The sequence below is a fragment of the Streptomyces calvus genome, from assembly GCF_006782915.1.
GTDB classification, from domain to species: Bacteria; Actinomycetota; Actinomycetes; order Streptomycetales; family Streptomycetaceae; genus Streptomyces; species Streptomyces calvus.
Window position 1 is genome coordinate 1 of sequence record NZ_VCNP01000003.1, and the last position, 15,937, is coordinate 15,937.

12 protein-coding genes are annotated in these 15,937 nt (G+C 70.4%); 7 read left to right on the top strand and 5 right to left on the bottom strand.

The genetic code is table 11. The features are described 5' to 3' along the window. Positions 1 to 1,018: 1,018 nt before the first annotated feature. Positions 1,019 to 1,981, bottom strand: coding sequence for an AraC family transcriptional regulator (locus FGW31_RS00125; protein ID WP_142191204.1), 963 nt, complete (start codon positions 1,979 to 1,981; stop codon positions 1,019 to 1,021). Positions 1,982 to 2,071: 90 nt separating this feature from the next. On the opposite strand from FGW31_RS00125, the gene FGW31_RS00130 reads away from it, so the two are divergent. Beyond that, positions 2,072 to 2,908, top strand: coding sequence for an NAD(P)H-binding protein (locus FGW31_RS00130; protein WP_142191205.1), 837 nt, complete (start codon positions 2,072 to 2,074; stop codon positions 2,906 to 2,908). Positions 2,909 to 2,921: 13 nt separating this feature from the next. Continuing rightward, positions 2,922 to 3,590 (top strand): NAD(P)H-dependent oxidoreductase, encoded by a 669-nt coding sequence (locus tag FGW31_RS00135; RefSeq protein ID WP_233452292.1) that lies wholly within the window; start codon positions 2,922 to 2,924, stop codon positions 3,588 to 3,590. Positions 3,591 to 4,058: 468 nt separating this feature from the next. Here FGW31_RS00135 and FGW31_RS00145 read toward each other — a convergent pair whose 3' ends face one another. Continuing rightward, positions 4,059 to 4,706, bottom strand: a complete 648-nt coding sequence (locus tag FGW31_RS00145) for a TetR/AcrR family transcriptional regulator (RefSeq protein WP_220450346.1) — start codon at positions 4,704 to 4,706, stop codon at positions 4,059 to 4,061. 51 nt (positions 4,707 to 4,757) lie between these two features. Here FGW31_RS00145 and FGW31_RS00150 point away from each other — a divergent pair, with 51 nt between their 5' ends. Next, positions 4,758 to 5,678, top strand: a complete 921-nt coding sequence (locus FGW31_RS00150; RefSeq protein WP_142191207.1) for an SDR family NAD(P)-dependent oxidoreductase — start codon at positions 4,758 to 4,760, stop codon at positions 5,676 to 5,678. A gap of 915 nt (positions 5,679 to 6,593) precedes the next feature. Continuing rightward, positions 6,594 to 6,872, top strand: coding sequence for a VOC family protein (locus FGW31_RS35360; RefSeq protein ID WP_233452278.1), 279 nt, complete (start codon positions 6,594 to 6,596; stop codon positions 6,870 to 6,872). A 574-nt stretch (positions 6,873 to 7,446) separates the two neighbouring features. On the opposite strand, the gene FGW31_RS36040 is transcribed toward FGW31_RS35360, so the two are convergent. Together FGW31_RS36040 and FGW31_RS00165 are read right to left on the bottom strand one after the other, a co-directional pair. Continuing rightward, positions 7,447 to 8,604 carry a cytochrome P450 gene (locus tag FGW31_RS36040; RefSeq protein WP_308432270.1) on the bottom strand — a complete coding sequence of 386 codons (1,158 nt, stop codon included), beginning with the start codon at positions 8,602 to 8,604 and terminating at the stop codon, positions 7,447 to 7,449. A 644-nt stretch (positions 8,605 to 9,248) separates the two neighbouring features. Then, positions 9,249 to 9,740 (bottom strand): PaaI family thioesterase, encoded by a 492-nt coding sequence (locus FGW31_RS00165; RefSeq protein ID WP_142191208.1) that lies wholly within the window; start codon positions 9,738 to 9,740, stop codon positions 9,249 to 9,251. A gap of 101 nt (positions 9,741 to 9,841) precedes the next feature. On the opposite strand from FGW31_RS00165, the gene FGW31_RS00170 reads away from it, so the two are divergent. Beyond that, on the top strand, positions 9,842 to 10,315 hold the full coding sequence (locus FGW31_RS00170; RefSeq protein ID WP_142191209.1) for a winged helix-turn-helix transcriptional regulator: 474 nt from the start codon (positions 9,842 to 9,844) through the stop codon (positions 10,313 to 10,315). Between the two features lie 504 nt (positions 10,316 to 10,819). Here FGW31_RS00170 and FGW31_RS00175 read toward each other — a convergent pair. Further along, entirely contained in the window at positions 10,820 to 12,166 is a 1,347-nt protein-coding gene (locus FGW31_RS00175) for an APC family permease (RefSeq protein ID WP_220510964.1), read from the bottom strand. A gap of 618 nt (positions 12,167 to 12,784) precedes the next feature. On the opposite strand from FGW31_RS00175, the gene FGW31_RS00180 reads away from it, so the two are divergent. Both FGW31_RS00180 and FGW31_RS00185 read left to right on the top strand, forming a co-directional pair. Continuing rightward, positions 12,785 to 13,312 carry a COG1361 family protein gene (locus tag FGW31_RS00180; protein ID WP_142191211.1) on the top strand — a complete coding sequence of 176 codons (528 nt, stop codon included), beginning with the start codon at positions 12,785 to 12,787 and terminating at the stop codon, positions 13,310 to 13,312. A 397-nt stretch (positions 13,313 to 13,709) separates the two neighbouring features. Next, positions 13,710 to 15,872: a hypothetical protein gene (locus tag FGW31_RS00185; RefSeq protein WP_142191212.1), complete on the top strand. Its 2,163-nt coding sequence runs from the start codon at positions 13,710 to 13,712 to the stop codon at positions 15,870 to 15,872. The last annotated feature ends 65 nt before the right edge of the window (positions 15,873 to 15,937 follow it).

Here is a 15,937-nt window from a genome sequence, read left to right on the forward strand (position 1 = left end):
CCCCCCCCCCCCCCCCCGCCGCCCCCCCCCCCCCCCCCCCCCGCCGGTGGAGCAGCCCTACCGAGCGCGGCAAGACCCAGGACGCCGAACACCTTTGCCGCCCGGACGTCGGTCCCCTCACCCTCACCCTCGCCTACCAGGTCCTCGACGTACGCGACGCGCCCGGCCGGCAGTTCGTCCACCACGCCGAACCGGGCGGCCCAGTGCCCAGGCGCTGGACCTGCCCCGCTTCCTCCATGTCACCCGGAGCCGCCGCGAGACACGCCGCCAGGATTCACGCCGGCCGGTACCGGCGGCCACCTGCCCCGGGAAACCCGTCCCTGACCGCAGCGTGCCTGCGCCGGAGCGAGCTGGTCCTCTGCCGGCCGGATCGATCGCGGCTCGAACGCAGCCGGCGTTCTCGCAGTTCCGCGGACGTGCGGGGCGGCCTTCCTCCGATCCTGTGCCTCGTCGCAGAGTGGACTGCGCTCGGACGGCGGCGGGCCGGGGCGTCTTCGTCCTCTCACCTCCCGGGCCCGCGCCGGGCCGGGCGACGGGCCATCAAAGCGACCAGGGAGCAGGCCGGATGGGACGGGCCGACCTGCCCGAACCGCTCACGGCCCCGGACGTTGCGCCGCGCCTTCATCACCCGGCCCAGGTGCGCTCGACGCGCCAACGCCACAGGAGGACCACGAACCCCTCGGCGCCCTCGGGCGAGGCTCTTCACGGTGAGGTGCAGGGAGTCGTCCGTCCAGTCGGTGAGCCGGCCCGCAGAGACGAAAGTCCGCCCGACCCGGGTGATCCGCGGCCGGGCTGGGCGGGCGAGCCCACGTGGGACGGTCTCCCGACACGAGGACGCGGCCCAGGCAGAGTGGAGAATGTGGCCCAGGCAGAGTGGAGGATGTGGCCCAGGCAGGGTGCTTGCCGACCGCCTGTTCGTCGATGCAACTGTTCCCGGCCGGGAGGGGACACACGCAGAGCGGTCGCGCCACTGTTTCGCCGGCCAGCGCAAGGCCGGGAGGGGACGTCCGGGATCTCGTCACGGGAGCAGGCCGGCCGGCTCCTGGGACGGGATCGTCGCGGTGCGCCGGTACGCGCTGGGGCTGATGCCGCGGATTCGTTTGAACGCCGCGCTGAACGCGAACGCGTCGGAGTAGCCCACGGCGCGGGCGACCTCCGCGACAGTCATCGTCTCGCGCTCGGTCAGCAGGTCCGCCGCGAGCGTCATGCGCCAGCGGGTGAGGTAGGTCAGCGGCGGTTCGCCGACCAGGTCGGTGAACCGCTTCGCCAGCGTGGCCCGCGACACCCCGGTCCGGCCGGCCAGCGAGGCAACCGTCCAGGGCGCTGCCGGTTCCGAGTGCAGCAGGCGCAGCGCGCCGCCCACCACCGGGTCGCGCCCGGCGGAGTACCAGCCCGGCGCAGTGCCGCCGGGCCGGTCGAAGTACTCGCGCAGCGCGCACACCAGCATCCAGTCCAGCAGCCGGTCGAGAACGACCTGCTGGCCCGGCGTGTCGACGGCGACCTCGGCGGCAAGATGGTCCCACACGGGGTCGGGCCCGCCGCCGGATCCCACGCGCAGCACGACGGGCAGCGCGTCCAGCAGCCTGCGGCTCATCTCGCCGCGCACCGGATAGGCACCGACGACCAGCGTCGTCGTGTCCTTTGCGCCGGTACCGGCGTCGTGCCAGCCGAGCCGGTACCGGGTCCCGCCCTGCTCGGGCGTCGAGCAGAACGCGCCGCACGCGACGGGTTCGGCCCGGGTACCCACCTCGTCGACGAAGAGGAACGGCGCCGGGCCCCGCACGATCACTGTCTCACCGATGCCAAGACGCTCCGGCGGACGGCGCTCCGGCACGATCCAGCCACCTCCGGACAGGACCGTGCACAAGGTCAGCGGCGCGCCGTCCACGAAGTGCAGCGCCCAGGGCGGGGTCAGGGTCGAGCTGCCGAACAACGAACCCTGAGCCCGCACTCCGCGCAGCAGGTCACCGAAAGCATCCACCCGCCAAGGCTAAACGATTCAGACGATCACCCAGGTGATCTGGCTTGTCACCCATGGAACCGTCCGGTTTCATGCCGTTGACTCACTGTCATGAGCAACGACATCACTCTCGTCCTCGGCGCGACGGGCAACACCGGCCGGCGGGTGGCCGCCCGGTTGCGGCTGCGCGACACACCCGTGCGCGCCGCCTCCCGTTCCAGCCGGACCCCGTTCGACTGGTTCCAGCCCGCCGGCTGGGACCAGGTCCTGCAGGGCATCACCGCCGCCTACGTGGTGCCCCCGCCCGTGCCCGGCCCGGTGCACCACTTCGTGGCGCGGGCCGAGGCCGCCGGTGTGCGGAGCCTGGTCCTGCTGTCCGGTCACGGCGCCGACGATTGGGGCGACTCCCCGTTCGGGCTGGACATGCGCTCGGCCGAAGACGCCGTGCGCGGCTCGGCGCTGGAATGGACCGTCCTGCGCGCCTCGAACTTCGCCCAGAACTTCGACGGGCACCCCTTCCGCGCCCCGCTGGCCGCCGGCGAGCTGGCGCTCCCGGCGGGCGCCGTCCCCGAGCCGTTCATCGACCTCGAGGACGTCGCCGACGTAGCGGCCGCGGTACTGACCGAGCCCGGCCGGCACGCCGGCCGCGTCTACGAGCTGACCGGGCCACGCGGGCTGACCTGGGCGGAGGCAGCCGAGATGATCTCCCGGGCATCCGGACTGCCCATCGTCTACCGGCGCATTTCCCCCGCCGAGTACACCGCGGCGCTGGTCCGCGACGGCTGGAACGAAGACGAGGCCCAGCACCTCACCGAGATGTTCGTGCTGCTCGAGCGCGGTACCACCGCCTGGACGACAGACGACGTCGCCACCGTGCTGGGACGCGCGCCGCGGACCTTCGAGGACTTCGTCCTGCGGGCCACGGCAGCGCAAGCCTGGCGGTGCTGAGTCCCGCGAGCCCCTGCCTGGCCTACCACACTGCGGAAGGCCGAGCACCGCACGCCGCCCCGCACACCCACACCACTCGTCAACATCCGTTCTCCATCCGACAGGAGCCGTCAACGCACACCCTGCTGGCCGCCGCCAACCCGGACCCCCAGTCCCTGACGCATCACGTGTTCAGCCCGGTTCCACCGAGACCGCCGACCTCGCCGCGGAGCAGTTCGACCCCCGGTTCACTCCGGCGGATCGTCGGACGTACCGCGAGAAAGGCAACTATCCGACTGACATCGTGGCCGGGCACCGCCGCCTCGAACAGGCCACCGACCTCGTGCTCGTCTTCCCCGTGTACTGGTGGTCGATGCCTGCACTGCTGAAGGGGTGGATCGACCGTGTCTTCGTCAACGGCTGGGCGTTCGAACACTCCCCCGCCTCGGGCCTGCAGCCGAAACTGCACAACCTCACCACCCACATCCTCCCCATCACCGGCGACGACTGCAGCGCATACCAGCGCCACGGATACGAAAGTGCACTGCGGACGCAGATCGAGCACGGAATCACCGACTACTGCGGCAGCCGGCACAGCTCCACAGCGTTCATCTACGAATCCGAACAGCCCACCCCACAGCCACGGTACGAGGTGTCGACCATGCGGTGCGGACCATCAGCCAAGCCATCCATGGCCGCCTGACACCATAAGACAGGCCAGACACCCTCCTCACCAGTCAGACACCACGGCAGCACAGCCAACAGCGCCGACTGCCGCACTCCACAAACACACGACCCCCACCCGGCACCGGGAACAACCCCCACTCCAGCCCCAAAGACCTCCAACCCCGGCGAGGACACCGCCCACCCCAACCAGTCCATGCCGCTGCACAGTTCCCCCGCCGTGGCACCGGCCTCGAACACCATCGCCAAAACCTGCCGGACCCCGTCGCAGACCGGGCCGGCGCCCAAGCAGCCGCAAACCTTCATAGCGACTGAGACCTCGCAGACGCCGCGTCGTTCACCGGCCCAGTCGGCGAATCGAAGCATCCACGCGTGGAGGGCCCGCCCGGACGGCTTGGTGGCCAGCAGGGTCCGCTTACCTTCACGCAAGGGCCGGATCCGGTCCCGGTAGACCTATTCCTCTGCCGTCGAGAGGGCATGGGCGTTGTTACGCCATTTCACCGGCTTCCGTGACCATACGGACGAGAGTTCCGACAAGTTCGTCGGCCGTGGTGTGCCACCTGTCTGTGTCGAGGTGGCCGCTGAGCTCCATGCCCGCGATGCCGTGTGCGCTGGTCAGCAGCAGGGCGCCGTAATGCCGTGCGTTCCGCTCTCCCACGAGGGCGGCGACGATGTCCAGGAACTCGTCCTGAAAGCGTTCGGCCGCGCGGTCTGCCACGGCCGGGTCGCCTTCCGGCCCGCATAGCTGACGCCGGATGCGATCCATCCCGTCACCGAGTTGCCCAGGAAGCTTTGCGCGCCGCCTGAACAACACCTGGTACAGGTGCGGCTGGTTCCGGCTGACGTCGATGAGGGCGCGGAGAGCGCCACGCAGCTTCTCGGAGGCAGACAGGGCCGGGTCGGTCCGAAGGGCATGCACCTGGTCGCCGATCCGTTCCCAGCTTTCGGCCGCGACGGCGGTCAGCAGGCTGTCCTTGCCCGTGAAGTGCCGGTACGGCGCTCCCCGGGTCACGCCTGCCCGCGCGCCCACCTCGCGCAAGGTGACTGCTTCGGGACCGCCGAGGTCGAGGAGCTCGGCAGCCGCGTCGAGCAGAGCACGGCGGGTGGCGGCGGCGGACTCGGCACGGGTGGTCATGACACCCATCATACAGTTGACAGCGTCATCTGAACCGGTACCGTAATCAAAGTGACAACGTCATCTGAAAATCAGAAGTTGATCGTCGTAACCGGAGCCTCCACGGGCATGGGCGCGTCAGCCGCCCGCGAACTGGCTCGCCGGGGATTTCACGTCCTGGCCGGCGTGCGACGCGACCGTGACGCCGACGCCATCCGATCGACCGGCATCGAGCCGGTCATCCTCGACATCACCAAGTCCGAGCAGGTGGAGGCACTCGCCGCGCGGGTCGCCGACGACCCGCGCGCGCTGCACGCGCTCGTCAACAACGCCGGCGTCCAGGTGAACGCCCCGGTCGAAGCCCTGCCGATGACGGAGTGGCGGCGGGTGTTCGAAGTCAACCTCTTCGGTCACATCGCCGTCACTCAAGCGCTCCTACCCGCGCTGCTGCGCAGCAAGGGCCGTGTGATCAACATCAGCTCGGTCGGCGGCAGGTTCGCCATGGCCACCTACGGCGCGTACGCCGGCACGAAGTTCGCCCTGGAGGCGGTCAGCGACTCGCTCCGCCGGGAGGTCGCTCCGCTGGGCGTACAGGTGGTCGTGGTCGAGCCCGGCGGCGTCCGCACGGAGATGGCTGCCCGCGGGGTCGAGACGGCGAACCACTTGGCTGCCCAGATGACGCCGGAGCAGGACGAGCGTTACGGCAGACTGCTCCAGGCGAACAACAAGTTGATGACCTCGGGCACTGCTTCAGGCCTGACCGCCGACGCCGCCGCCCGGGTCATCGCGAGGGCCGTGACGACGCCCAGACCGCGCACCCGCTACACCGCCGGCCGGGATGCCGCCCTGATCATGTGCCTGGGCCCGATGCTGTCCGACCGCACGCTCGACCGCATCCTCGCCGCCAACCTGCGCCGCCACCACCCCAAGGGAGCCGTCGGCCGCCGAGGACTCCGCGAACGGCTCCGTCCCCCGTGGTGCGGCCACCAGTGAGCTCATAGTCAACGGACAACTTGCCCTCCTGCCCAGGACGGAGACTCTCCCGACAGCGCGCCACGGGCTCACTGCACGCGCGTCGCACCGCGGCCGGACCACACACCTGTCCGCCGATCGACAGCATGCCGGGGCACGCGGTCGCCCAGGCCGACACCAAACCGGGTTCCCGGGCGCGGCGGCGAGGCGCTGCGCGGCCGCGCCCGTCTCGGCGGCGGGGCCACGCTTGATGCGCTCCTGTCCGGCCGACCGTGAGGCGTGCCCTTGGCCGTTCGCTCCGGCGCAGTCATGTAGCGCCCCACGGGCGACAGTTCGCGCCGGTCCTTCGCGACCTGCTTGCGACGCTCGGCCAGCGTCATCGCCCTGGGTGGATCGGGCAGATCCTCGGCCGTACGGGCCTTGACCTGAGCGACACCCACCGCAACACCATCCGGCCGGGCCCGGGGAGCAGCCCAGGACGGGGCGACAGCCGATATCGCAAGGAGAATCAAGGCCAGGAAGGCCGTGACGAGTCTTCGCGCCTGTGCCGCATGGTGAATCACCTGTGAGGCAGCGGTGAGCAGAGACTTCGGTGATGTTGGTCAGCGAAGCGTTCGCAGTAACGCGCTGCACGGCATGCGGCTGAATTGCGGCGGCAACGATGAAGTGACGAGAGGGAAAGCGCCCGGTCGCAAGGTGGGTGAGGCGGTCAGGTGCTCAAGTTGGCGTGGACGCGACGATGCGAGCAGACCGGTGCACGTGAACGCGCCGTTGCCCAAGAGGGCTGGGCAGGGAACAGCACTCGAACGGACGGGGCAACCCAGGTCGCGAGGCCGCCACGGACCACGTGCAAGGCGGGCCCGCCGGGTGGCAGCTGAAACCTGCTTGCGCAGTCGCCCGGCGAGCCGATACCCAGCACTTGAAGACAGGGAGGACATGATGACCGCCCTCGGTTCGTTGCACGAGTTCTGCTGGATGGACCTGAAAGTCCGCGACCCGTCCGGCACCGCTGCCTTCCTGTCGGAGGCACTGGGCTGGTGTTTCGCAGTGGATGAGGAGGACTGGCGCCAGGCCACCAAGATAACCATCGGTGGGTATCAGATCGGCAGCGTCAGCGACCTTGCGAACCCGATCTACCCGCCGGACATGCCCGTCCACGTCGCATCTGCCTGGCTGTTGACGACGTCGACCGCCGCGCTGAAGCCGCGACCGTGAACGGCGCGCGTCTTGTCGTGGTCCCTTCGACGCGGGCGATCAGGGCCGTACGGCGACGCTGATCGACCCGGTGGGCGCTGCCTTCTCCCTGTGGCAACCCCATGGGTTCACCGGGTGGAAGTTCCCGCCCCGCTTCGTAGGCGCCCCACACCACATGCTCCTGGCCTGCAACCGACCAGACCGGGCCCGGGACTTCTCCTACCAGTTGACAGGTACTGCCCTGGAGGCTGCCGCATTCATCAAGACGCGTGGCCCCATCGCCACCCCGCAGTGGGAACTCTCCGTCGGGGTCGATGATGTGGATGGCGTCATCTCCCGCGTGCAGGTCGGTGGCCAGATTCCCACTACCTGGATCCGAGAGACCGACCACTCCGCATTGAGACTGCACAGCCCGGAAGGGCTGTCATTACAAGTCCACTCACTGGGGCAATGACGCCGGCACGACTCGCAGTGCCGTCGGACCGCGTTGAGCCGGCGGCACCTCATTTCGTCAGCGGTTCTCAGCCCTCGTCCTCGACGCCTCGTTCTCGGTGCGGTCGCGACTCTTCGCTGAGGACGAGCCGAAGAGACCGGTTCAGCAATCGGGTGGCGGGGCGGGGGTGAGGCGGGTCCAGCCTGCAGGCGGGGCCAGGAGCGTGCGGACGTGGGGTCTGCGGGCGCGGAGCCGCACGTGTCCCCGGTAATCGTGGAGGATGAGGTGGCTGAGGTGTTCGAGGGCCCTGATGGCGAAGCTGTTCGCCGGGCACATGCCCTCGCCTTTGCCGAAGGGGAGGTAGGAGCGCCGTTGCTCATCGGTCGGCTGCTCCCAGCGTGAGGGGCGGAAGTCCAGGGGCCTGTCCCATACGGTCGCCGACCGGTGAATCGCGTGCGTGCCGATCAGGACGTGCTCACCCTCGTGGACCCGGGAGCCGGCTATGGCGTGGTCGGCGGCGGCCACTCTGATGAGGCGCCAGGCGGTCGGGTAGAGACGCAACGCCTCCTTGACCAGCCGATGGACCTGCTCTGGGCGTACCGCCGGGGTGTCGTAGCCGTGCCTGATACCGAGCATCACGACCCATTCGAGGGTCACGCCGGTGAAGCCGACCGTGGACAGGACAAGGCGTTGCAGCAACTGCGCGCGATCGGCCGGGGACAGCTCTCCGGGCAGGCCCAGCACCAGGTCGACAAGGTCCTGCGCGCCCGTTTCGGGTGCCTGCAGTCGGCTGAGTTGTGCGGCGAGCCCGGCCCGGACGGCCGGCACCGTACGGTGCGAGCGTCTCAGCACATGGCCGACGATGTCGTCGGCGACGACGCTGGACGTCACGTAGGCGTCGACGAGCGCGTTGATCTCGGTATGGCGCGGGTGCGCGATGACGGGGGCGAAGTACCGCCGCACCAGTTCGACGCCCCAGCGCTGGTGCCGCAGACGGCCGCGGCCGTCACTCACCTCACCGAGGGCGCAGGCGAGGTCGAACGATGACGCGAGGTCGTGCCGGGACAGGACCCTGAGCAGTTCGCGGGAGGCTTCTCTCCTGACCTTGCGAGGCAGGGATTCGGGTCCCAGGCGAAGAAACCCGGACTGGGACAGGTAGTCACCGGCCGAGTCGACCAGGATGTCTCGGGCCGCGTCGGCGTCGGCCACGAACAGGGTGCCGAAGCGGAGCCTGAACGGACCGTCGCGGCCCGCAGCCTGCTTCTCCCACCGCCGCAGTTGCGGCCACAGGCTCTTTCTGTCCAGGAGCAAGGAGGTCATCCGCCCATCTGACGGGGGACGGGACGCACGGCTGTCTGCCTCGCGTCCCATCCCTTCAGGGAGAGAACGTCAGGCGTTGTGCCCGTACCTGTCGCCGTACCCGTGGCGCCGTGTACGCGCCTCACCGCTGAGCCCGCGAAGGCTTTTGATGATCCATGACACCGCTGCTGCCCTCCTTCACGGTCGGGGCTGTGCCTGGCGGCCGCCGAGCGTCAGTCCTGCTGCCCGTAGCCGACGAAGTACCCGTGCCACCGTGCACGCATCTCACCACTGAGCGCCCGAAGGCTGCTGGTCAACCACGACATCGTGATCCTCCTTGTCGGTCAGTGCTCAATTCGGCTGTGCCGGGCCGTAGGAAGCTCCGGCGGCCCGCCGCAGGGGCGCCCCAACGCTACTCCCCGTGCGGAAACCTGGTGAACTGCCGTAATTCGCCAATAATGTTGTGGCGGTGACGGAAATCCTGTCTATGTGACACCTATCGAGCTTCGCCTCATCTGCGCCCATCGACCGTGTCCCGCGGAGCGGCCGACGGTGACCGAGGGAAGGCGGGAGCGACTGGCAGGCTGGCTGCGCCAGCAGCTCGACGCCTGGACCCAGCAGGAGAGCGGCGCTCGAAGGACCGCGGTGTCTCGCTGACCACAACGTCACACGGGCACGGGGAAGAGCAGACAGCTGCTGGTGGCGTGCGCGAGCAGGCGGTCCGCCGCGTCGACCAACTGGGCCTGGGCGAGGGCGGTTCGGCGACCACTGCTGATCACCGTGCCGATGGCGCGCACCCGGCCCGTGTCCACGGTGACCGGCCGCAGGAACTTCACCGTCAGATCGAGCGAGGTGTACGCCATCCCCTGCGGAAGCGTGGACTGGACCGCACAGCCCGCCGCGGAATCGAGCAGCGTGGCGAAGACGCCGCCGTGCATGCTGCCGATCGGGTTGTAGTGCTCCTCGCCCGGCACCAGGGAGAAGACCGCCCTGCCGTGTTCCACCTCGTCCAGGGCGAAGTCGAGGGTCCGGCCGACGGGCGCCGCGGCAAGCCGCCCCGCCTGCACCTCTCGCAGGAAGTCGAGACCGGCCATGCCCGCAGCGGCCTGCGCCGGGATCGCCGGATCGTCCCAGCTGTACGTACGTGTTCGCCCCACGGCCCAGCGCCTTCCGTCTGATCATCTGGCTTTCCCAAGTGAAGCTAGCTGCGCCTTCCTCTGACTGTCAATGACGAAGCCAGGGGCTCTACGATGACCGGATGGAGTGGCTTGAGGTGAGCACGGAGAACTGTCCAGTCCAGCGCGCGCTGGATGTGGTCGGGGAGAAATGGACGCTGCTGATCCTGCGCGACGCCGTCAACGGGGTGCGCCGCTTCGACGGCTTCCACCGTCACATCGGCCTCTCGGAGGCCGTCCTCAGCGACCGCCTGCGCAAGCTGACCGCAGCCGGCGTGTTGAAGGCTGTCGCCTACCGGGAGCCGGGCCGACGCTCCCGTAACGAGTACCACCTGACCCGTAAGGGATGGGACCTGTGGCCCGTCCTGGTGGCGCTCAGCCAGTGGGGCGAGAGGTACGCCGTCGACCCCGGGAGCCCGGGCCCCGTTCTGGACGTGACCCACACCGAGTGCGGCGCCCCGGTGCACGTCACCGTCCAGTGCTCGGCGGAGCACACCCCCCTGACCCCCGAGGGCGTCACCGTCCGGCTGGGGTCGGGTGCGCGGCGTCTCTCATGAGTCGGCGGTGGTTCCGCCCTTACCGGTCGTACGCCCGCAGGGTGGCAGGCGACAGTGGGCCGGGGACCGCGAGTGCCTGGCGGCGATCGTCTTCGTGGCCATGTCGGCTGCACCGGGCGGCAGTTGCCTCCGGTGTTCGGCCCGGCCTGGCCCACGGTCTACCGGCGCTTCGCCAGTGGAGCGGGGAGCGGGTCCGGGCCCGGCTGCACCAGGGGCATCCTCTACGAACTCGGTGCCCGGGGTGAGCCGGACCGGTCGCGGTGCGCGATCGACTCCGTCAGCGTCCGGGCAGCAAGGGGGCCACCGAACGTCGCCGAGCACTACCGCCGCCACTTCCGGCACGTCCTCGTCGACGACCCACTCGCGCCACCGCAGCGGACGGGCTTGTCCGCTTCGTCCTCGTCTCCTCGGCCGCCTCCTTCGACAGCCACCCACCCGGCCGGTGGCCGGCGCATCGCCCGAGTGTCGATTGGCAACCCGCCGGCCGGAGCAGCCGGGCCCCGGTCAGCCGGGGTCCCGCACGCCCGCGTCCGTCCGGCCGCCACGCCGCGCGGCGCCGACCGCGCCGAGCACCATGCCGACGGCCACGATCACCAGTCCGCGCAACCACACCTCCGCCTCGATCTGCGTGGCCAGCAGGACGCAGGAGGCGATGCCCAGTACCGGCAGTACGGTCGGCGTCCGGAAGTGGTCGGCCTCGCCCGCGTCGCGGCGCAGGACCAGGACCGCCGTGTTGACCATGAGGAAGACGATCAGCAGCAACAGCACCAGGGTGGACGCGAGGGTGGCGACGCTGCCGGTGAGTGCGAGGAGCATCGCCAGCAGCGTGGTGACCGCGATCGCGGCCCACGGCGTACGGCGGCCCGGCAGAACCTCGGTCAGTGCGGCGGGCAGCAGCCCGTCCTTCGCCATGCCGTAGGCCAAGCGGGAGGACATGATGCCGGTGAGCAGCGCCCCGTTTGCGACGGCCACGAGTGCTATGGCGCTGAACAGGCGGGTCGGCACGCCGCCGGCCTCCTTCACGACCTCCAGCAGGGGGCCGCTCGACTCGGCCAGCCGGGCGGTCGGTACCGCGGCGGACGCGGCGATGCCCACCAGGACGTACACGGCCCCGGCGGTGGCGAGGGCGCCGAACAGGGCGCGTGGGTAGGAGCGCCGCGGATTGCGGGTCTCCTCGGCGACGTTCACGGAGGTCTCGAACCCGACGAAGGAGTAGTAGGCCAGTACGGAGCCGCTCAGCACGGCCGCGGCCGCGCCCTTCTCCGGCGTGCCCAGTTGCGTGAGCCGCCCGGCGTCGCCGTCGCCGCGCAGCAGCAGCCACGCGCCGAGGGCGACGACGACGATCAGTCCGCCCACCTCGACGACGGTGGCGACGACGTTGGCGCGGGTCGACTCCTTGATGCCCCGCGCGTTGACCAGGGCGAGCAGGGCCAGGAACAGGACGGCGACGAGCCCTACGGGCAGGGTCACGAAGGCGGACAGGTAGTCGCCGCCGAAGCCGCGGGCGAGTGCGGCCACGGACACGATGCCGGCGGCCAGCATGCAGAAGCCCGCGACGAATCCGGCGAACGGCCCGAACGCGCGGGTGGTGTAGTGGGAGGCTCCGCCGGCCCGCGGATACTTCGTCGCCAGCTCGGCGTACGAGGCGGCGGTCAGCAGCGCCAGCAGCAGCGCGACGACCAGCGGGAGCCAGACCGCTCCCCCGGCGTCGGCCGCGACCTGCCCGACCAGGACGTAGACGCCGGCGCCGAGCACGTCGCCCAGGATGAAGAAGTACAGCAGCGGGGTCGTCAGCGCGCGCTTGAGCGCCGTGCCCTCCGGTGCCGCTCCCCGGCCCGACGATTCCGTCAACACTCTGTTCCCGCCATTTCTCGCCATACCGCCTCGTGTCCCCCGAACCACGGGATGCACGCTCGGCACCTGTTCACCGCGCTGATGGGGCGCGTCACATCGCCGCATGTCACGGCGGAGATGCCGCGCGGATCCTGGTGACGGGTGCGCGCGTGACGTGACGGCGGACGCCTTCGGGCTACGACGTCGTGAACGGCGTGCTCGCCCGGCGGCGGCCGGCCGACCTCGATCGTGCCGCGGAGCGGGCGAGCGCTGATCCACGCCGAGGCGACGCATGGGCGCTGTCGTGCAGGACTCCCCGGATGCCGGGCGCACCGAGTCCTCGGCCGGAAACCGGACGGATGGCCGAGAGTTCCATGATCTGCTCGGGTGGCGGTGAGGCCCACCGGGTCGCATACGCGCCAATGTCATCTTCGGGCGCCGTGGAGACGGTCGGCGTCATCCGGCCCGCCGCAGTGTCTTCGCCCGCGCCGGTCACCTGGGCGATTGCACACCCCGCCAATCCTTCACACTTCCACCACGTTTCCATCACGCCACGCATACTTCCAGCCGAGCACCCCTCACCCCCTGCCCCGCAGGGCAGACGCCGCACCCGGGCCCTGCTTAGCCTCCCTGGCCATGCGATCACCCCTGATGAGACGTTTCGGTCTCGGTGCCGTCCTCGCCCTCTTCCTCGCCGTGTTCGGCCTGGCCCCCAGCGCGAGCGCGGCCGACCCGGCGCCGGCCGAACTGACCTTCGCCACCGACAGCGCCACCACCACGCCCGGCGGCACGGTCAACCTGTCGATGACCCTCACGAACAACAACACCTACGACATCTGGTTCGTGTACCAGACGATCGAGCCGACCTGGCTGACCACGCAGCGCCCCGACCTGAAGTACAGCTTCTCCGGCTGCACCCTGGCCACCGCGAACGGCGCCACGCCCTGTTCGGGGACCGGCCCGGCCAACCTCGGCGGCAACTACGGCACCACCATCCCGCCCGGCCAGAGCCGTACGGTCACCCTGGAGCTGGACATCGCGGCCGACTCCGGCTGCAACGGCAACATCGGTTTCTACTCGTACTTCTACGCCGAGTTCAACGACTCCACGAACGTCAGCGGCGGCCCGGTCTACACCCCCGTGACGCGCGTTCTCTGCGCCTGACGCCCGCTGCGAGAAACCGGGCAACCGTGACCTGAAAGTCGCCCTGCCCCGCTTCTCGCACCGCCTGGAACCCTGTCACGACGACCGGCGGGCCCCAGCGGCCCGCCGGTCCGCGGCACAGGGCCCGGACCAGCAACGAAGCCCTCGCACCCGCCCCGCCCCGGCCCCCGGACGATCCGCGGCGGTTCGATCCGCCCTCCGCAATCACCCCGTTCGACACCTGCACTTTCTCGTCATGTTTCACAACACGACCTCGAAATCCTCACACAGACCCCACTATGTGACGCGACGGATGCGTGACGAACGGGCTTCTGAGGGGGATGCCGGCGGCACGCAAGGGGGTGCGTCCGCTCCGCGGGAGCCGTGCTCACCCCTGCCCGGGAGGGGACATCACCGCATGAAGCGGACCATACGCACCACCGTGGTCACGGTGGGCGCGCTCATCGCCGCACTGGGTCTGCCGGCCGGCGCGGCCCACGCCGATCCCACGCCCCGCATCGACCTGCGGGTGCTGGTGGTGAGCGACGGCGGCCCGTCCACCGACGCGATCGCCGCCGAACTGGCCGCCGCAGGCACGCCGTACACCGAGGTCGACCTCACGCAGTCCGACCGGACCGTGATCGACGCCGGCTTCCTCGCGGACACCGTGGACGGCCGGCCGCGCGCCAAGTTCCAGGCCGTGGTGCTGCCCAACGACAATCCGTTCCCGGCCGGTTCCACCGAGATGGCCGCACTCGCGGCGTACGAGCGGACGTATGACATTCCCCAGGTCGACGCCTACACCTACGCGCGCCCCGAGGCCGGTCTGCAGTACCCGGTCCTCGGAGGCTACGCCGGCAGCCTCGACGGCAAGCAGGCTCAGGTGACGGCCGCGGGCAAGTCGGGTCCCTTCGGCTATCTCGACGGGGCGGTGCCCTTCGAGGACAACGACACGGCCGTCGGCGAGAGTTACGCCTACCTGTCGAAGCCCGTGGCGGGGGCCGACTTCACTCCGTACGTCGAGGCCGCGATCCCGGGGCAGTCCGGCAAGGGCACCCTGGTGGGCGAGTACCGGCACGACGGCCGGCGCGAACTGGTGGTCACGTTCGTCTACAACCGGTACCAGCAGCAGTTCCGGCTCCTGGCCCGCGGCATCGTGGAGTGGATGACCGGCGGCGTGCACCTGGGCGCCTCACGCAACTACTTCTCCGTGCACGTGGACGACGTCTTCGCCGCCGACGACCGGTGGAACAGCACGCTCAACTGCACGCCGGGCGACGTCGACTGCACGGACCCCGACGTGAGGCCCGACCCGATCCGGATGACGGCCGCCGACGTGGACCACGCCGTCGCGTGGCAGGACAGCAAGAACTTCACTCTCGACTTCGCCTACAACGGCGCCGGCAGTGTCGACCACCGCGCGGACAACAACGGCGTCGACGCCCTCGCCGACCGGCTGATCGCACGGCGGGGCGAGTTCCGCTGGATCAACCACACCTACTCGCACCCCTTCCTCGGCTGTGTGCAGGACGTCTCCGTGGTGCCGTGGAAGTGCGCCACCAACGCCGACGGCAGCACCCGGTGGATGAGCCGCAACGACATCTCCGACGAGATCGCCATCAACCGGGTCTGGGGCCTGGTCGCCGGACTGCCGATGAAGAACGACGAGTTGGTCACCGGTGAGCACTCGGGCATGAAGGTCCTCCCGCAGCAGCCCGAGGACAACCCCAACCTGGCTCCCGCCCTGGACGACAACGACATCGCCTGGCTCGGCTCCGACAACTCCCGTGAGCCCGTCCAGCGCCCGGTCGGCACCGCCACGACCGTGCCGCGCTACCCGATGAACGTCTTCTACAACGCCGGCCGGGCGGCCGAGCAGGTCGACGAGTACAACTGGATCTACACCAGCCGCGCCCAGGGAGGCAGCGGCATCTGCGAGGACAACCCGGACACCACCACCTGCCTCCCGGCGCCCCTGGACACCGCCACCGGGTACGCCGACCACATCGTGCCGCTGGAGACCCGGATCGCCCTCGGGCACGTCCTGTCCAACGACCCCAAGCCGCACTTCATCCACCAGTCCAACCTCGCCGAGGACCGCATCGCCTACCCCGTCCTCGACGGCGTACTGGGCGGCTACGCGGCGCTGTTCACCGAGGACACCCCCGTGGTGAACCCGCGGATGCGCGACATCGGCACCGAACTGAAGCGCCGTGCCGACTGGCAGGCCGCACTCCGCGCCGGGGACGTCACCGCGCACCGCATCGGCACCACCGTGCGTGTCGACGCCCCGGCCGGACTGGCGGTCACCGCGACCCTGCCGACCGGCACCACGCTGAACGGCACCGCGTTCGGCGAGGCGTACGCGGGGGCCGTGTCCGGCTGGGTCCCTTCCACGGGTACGCCGCTCGCCTTCACCCTGCCGGCGCCATCCGCGGCTCCGGCCGCCGACGACACCACCGAAGCAGCTCCGGCCACCCGCCCCGCGCCGCCCACCCGTGTCCCGGCGGGCGTCACCGATCCGCGCACCCGTGCCGCCGCGGGCATCACCGAACCGGTGGGCCACACCGCGGACGGCTGAACGGCGCGCACGCGCCGCGCACCGACCGAAGGTCCAGGCCGCCCCCCGGGCGGCGGCCTGGACCG

What these genes read in the sequence shown, in the direction of transcription:
- FGW31_RS00130 (WP_142191205.1), top strand. Translation starts at nt 2,072, where the DNA reads ATGAGCAACGACATCACTCTCGTCCTCGGCGCGACGGGCAACACCGGC.
- FGW31_RS00145 (WP_220450346.1), bottom strand. Translation starts at nt 4,706, where the DNA reads ATGACCACCCGTGCCGAGTCCGCCGCCGCCACCCGCCGTGCTCTGCTC.
- FGW31_RS35360 (WP_233452278.1), top strand. Translation starts at nt 6,594, where the DNA reads ATGATGACCGCCCTCGGTTCGTTGCACGAGTTCTGCTGGATGGACCTG.
- FGW31_RS36040 (WP_308432270.1), bottom strand. Translation starts at nt 8,604, where the DNA reads ATGACCTCCTTGCTCCTGGACAGAAAGAGCCTGTGGCCGCAACTGCGG.
- FGW31_RS00170 (WP_142191209.1), top strand. Translation starts at nt 9,842, where the DNA reads ATGGAGTGGCTTGAGGTGAGCACGGAGAACTGTCCAGTCCAGCGCGCG.
- FGW31_RS00180 (WP_142191211.1), top strand. Translation starts at nt 12,785, where the DNA reads ATGCGATCACCCCTGATGAGACGTTTCGGTCTCGGTGCCGTCCTCGCC.
- FGW31_RS00185 (WP_142191212.1), top strand. Translation starts at nt 13,710, where the DNA reads ATGAAGCGGACCATACGCACCACCGTGGTCACGGTGGGCGCGCTCATC.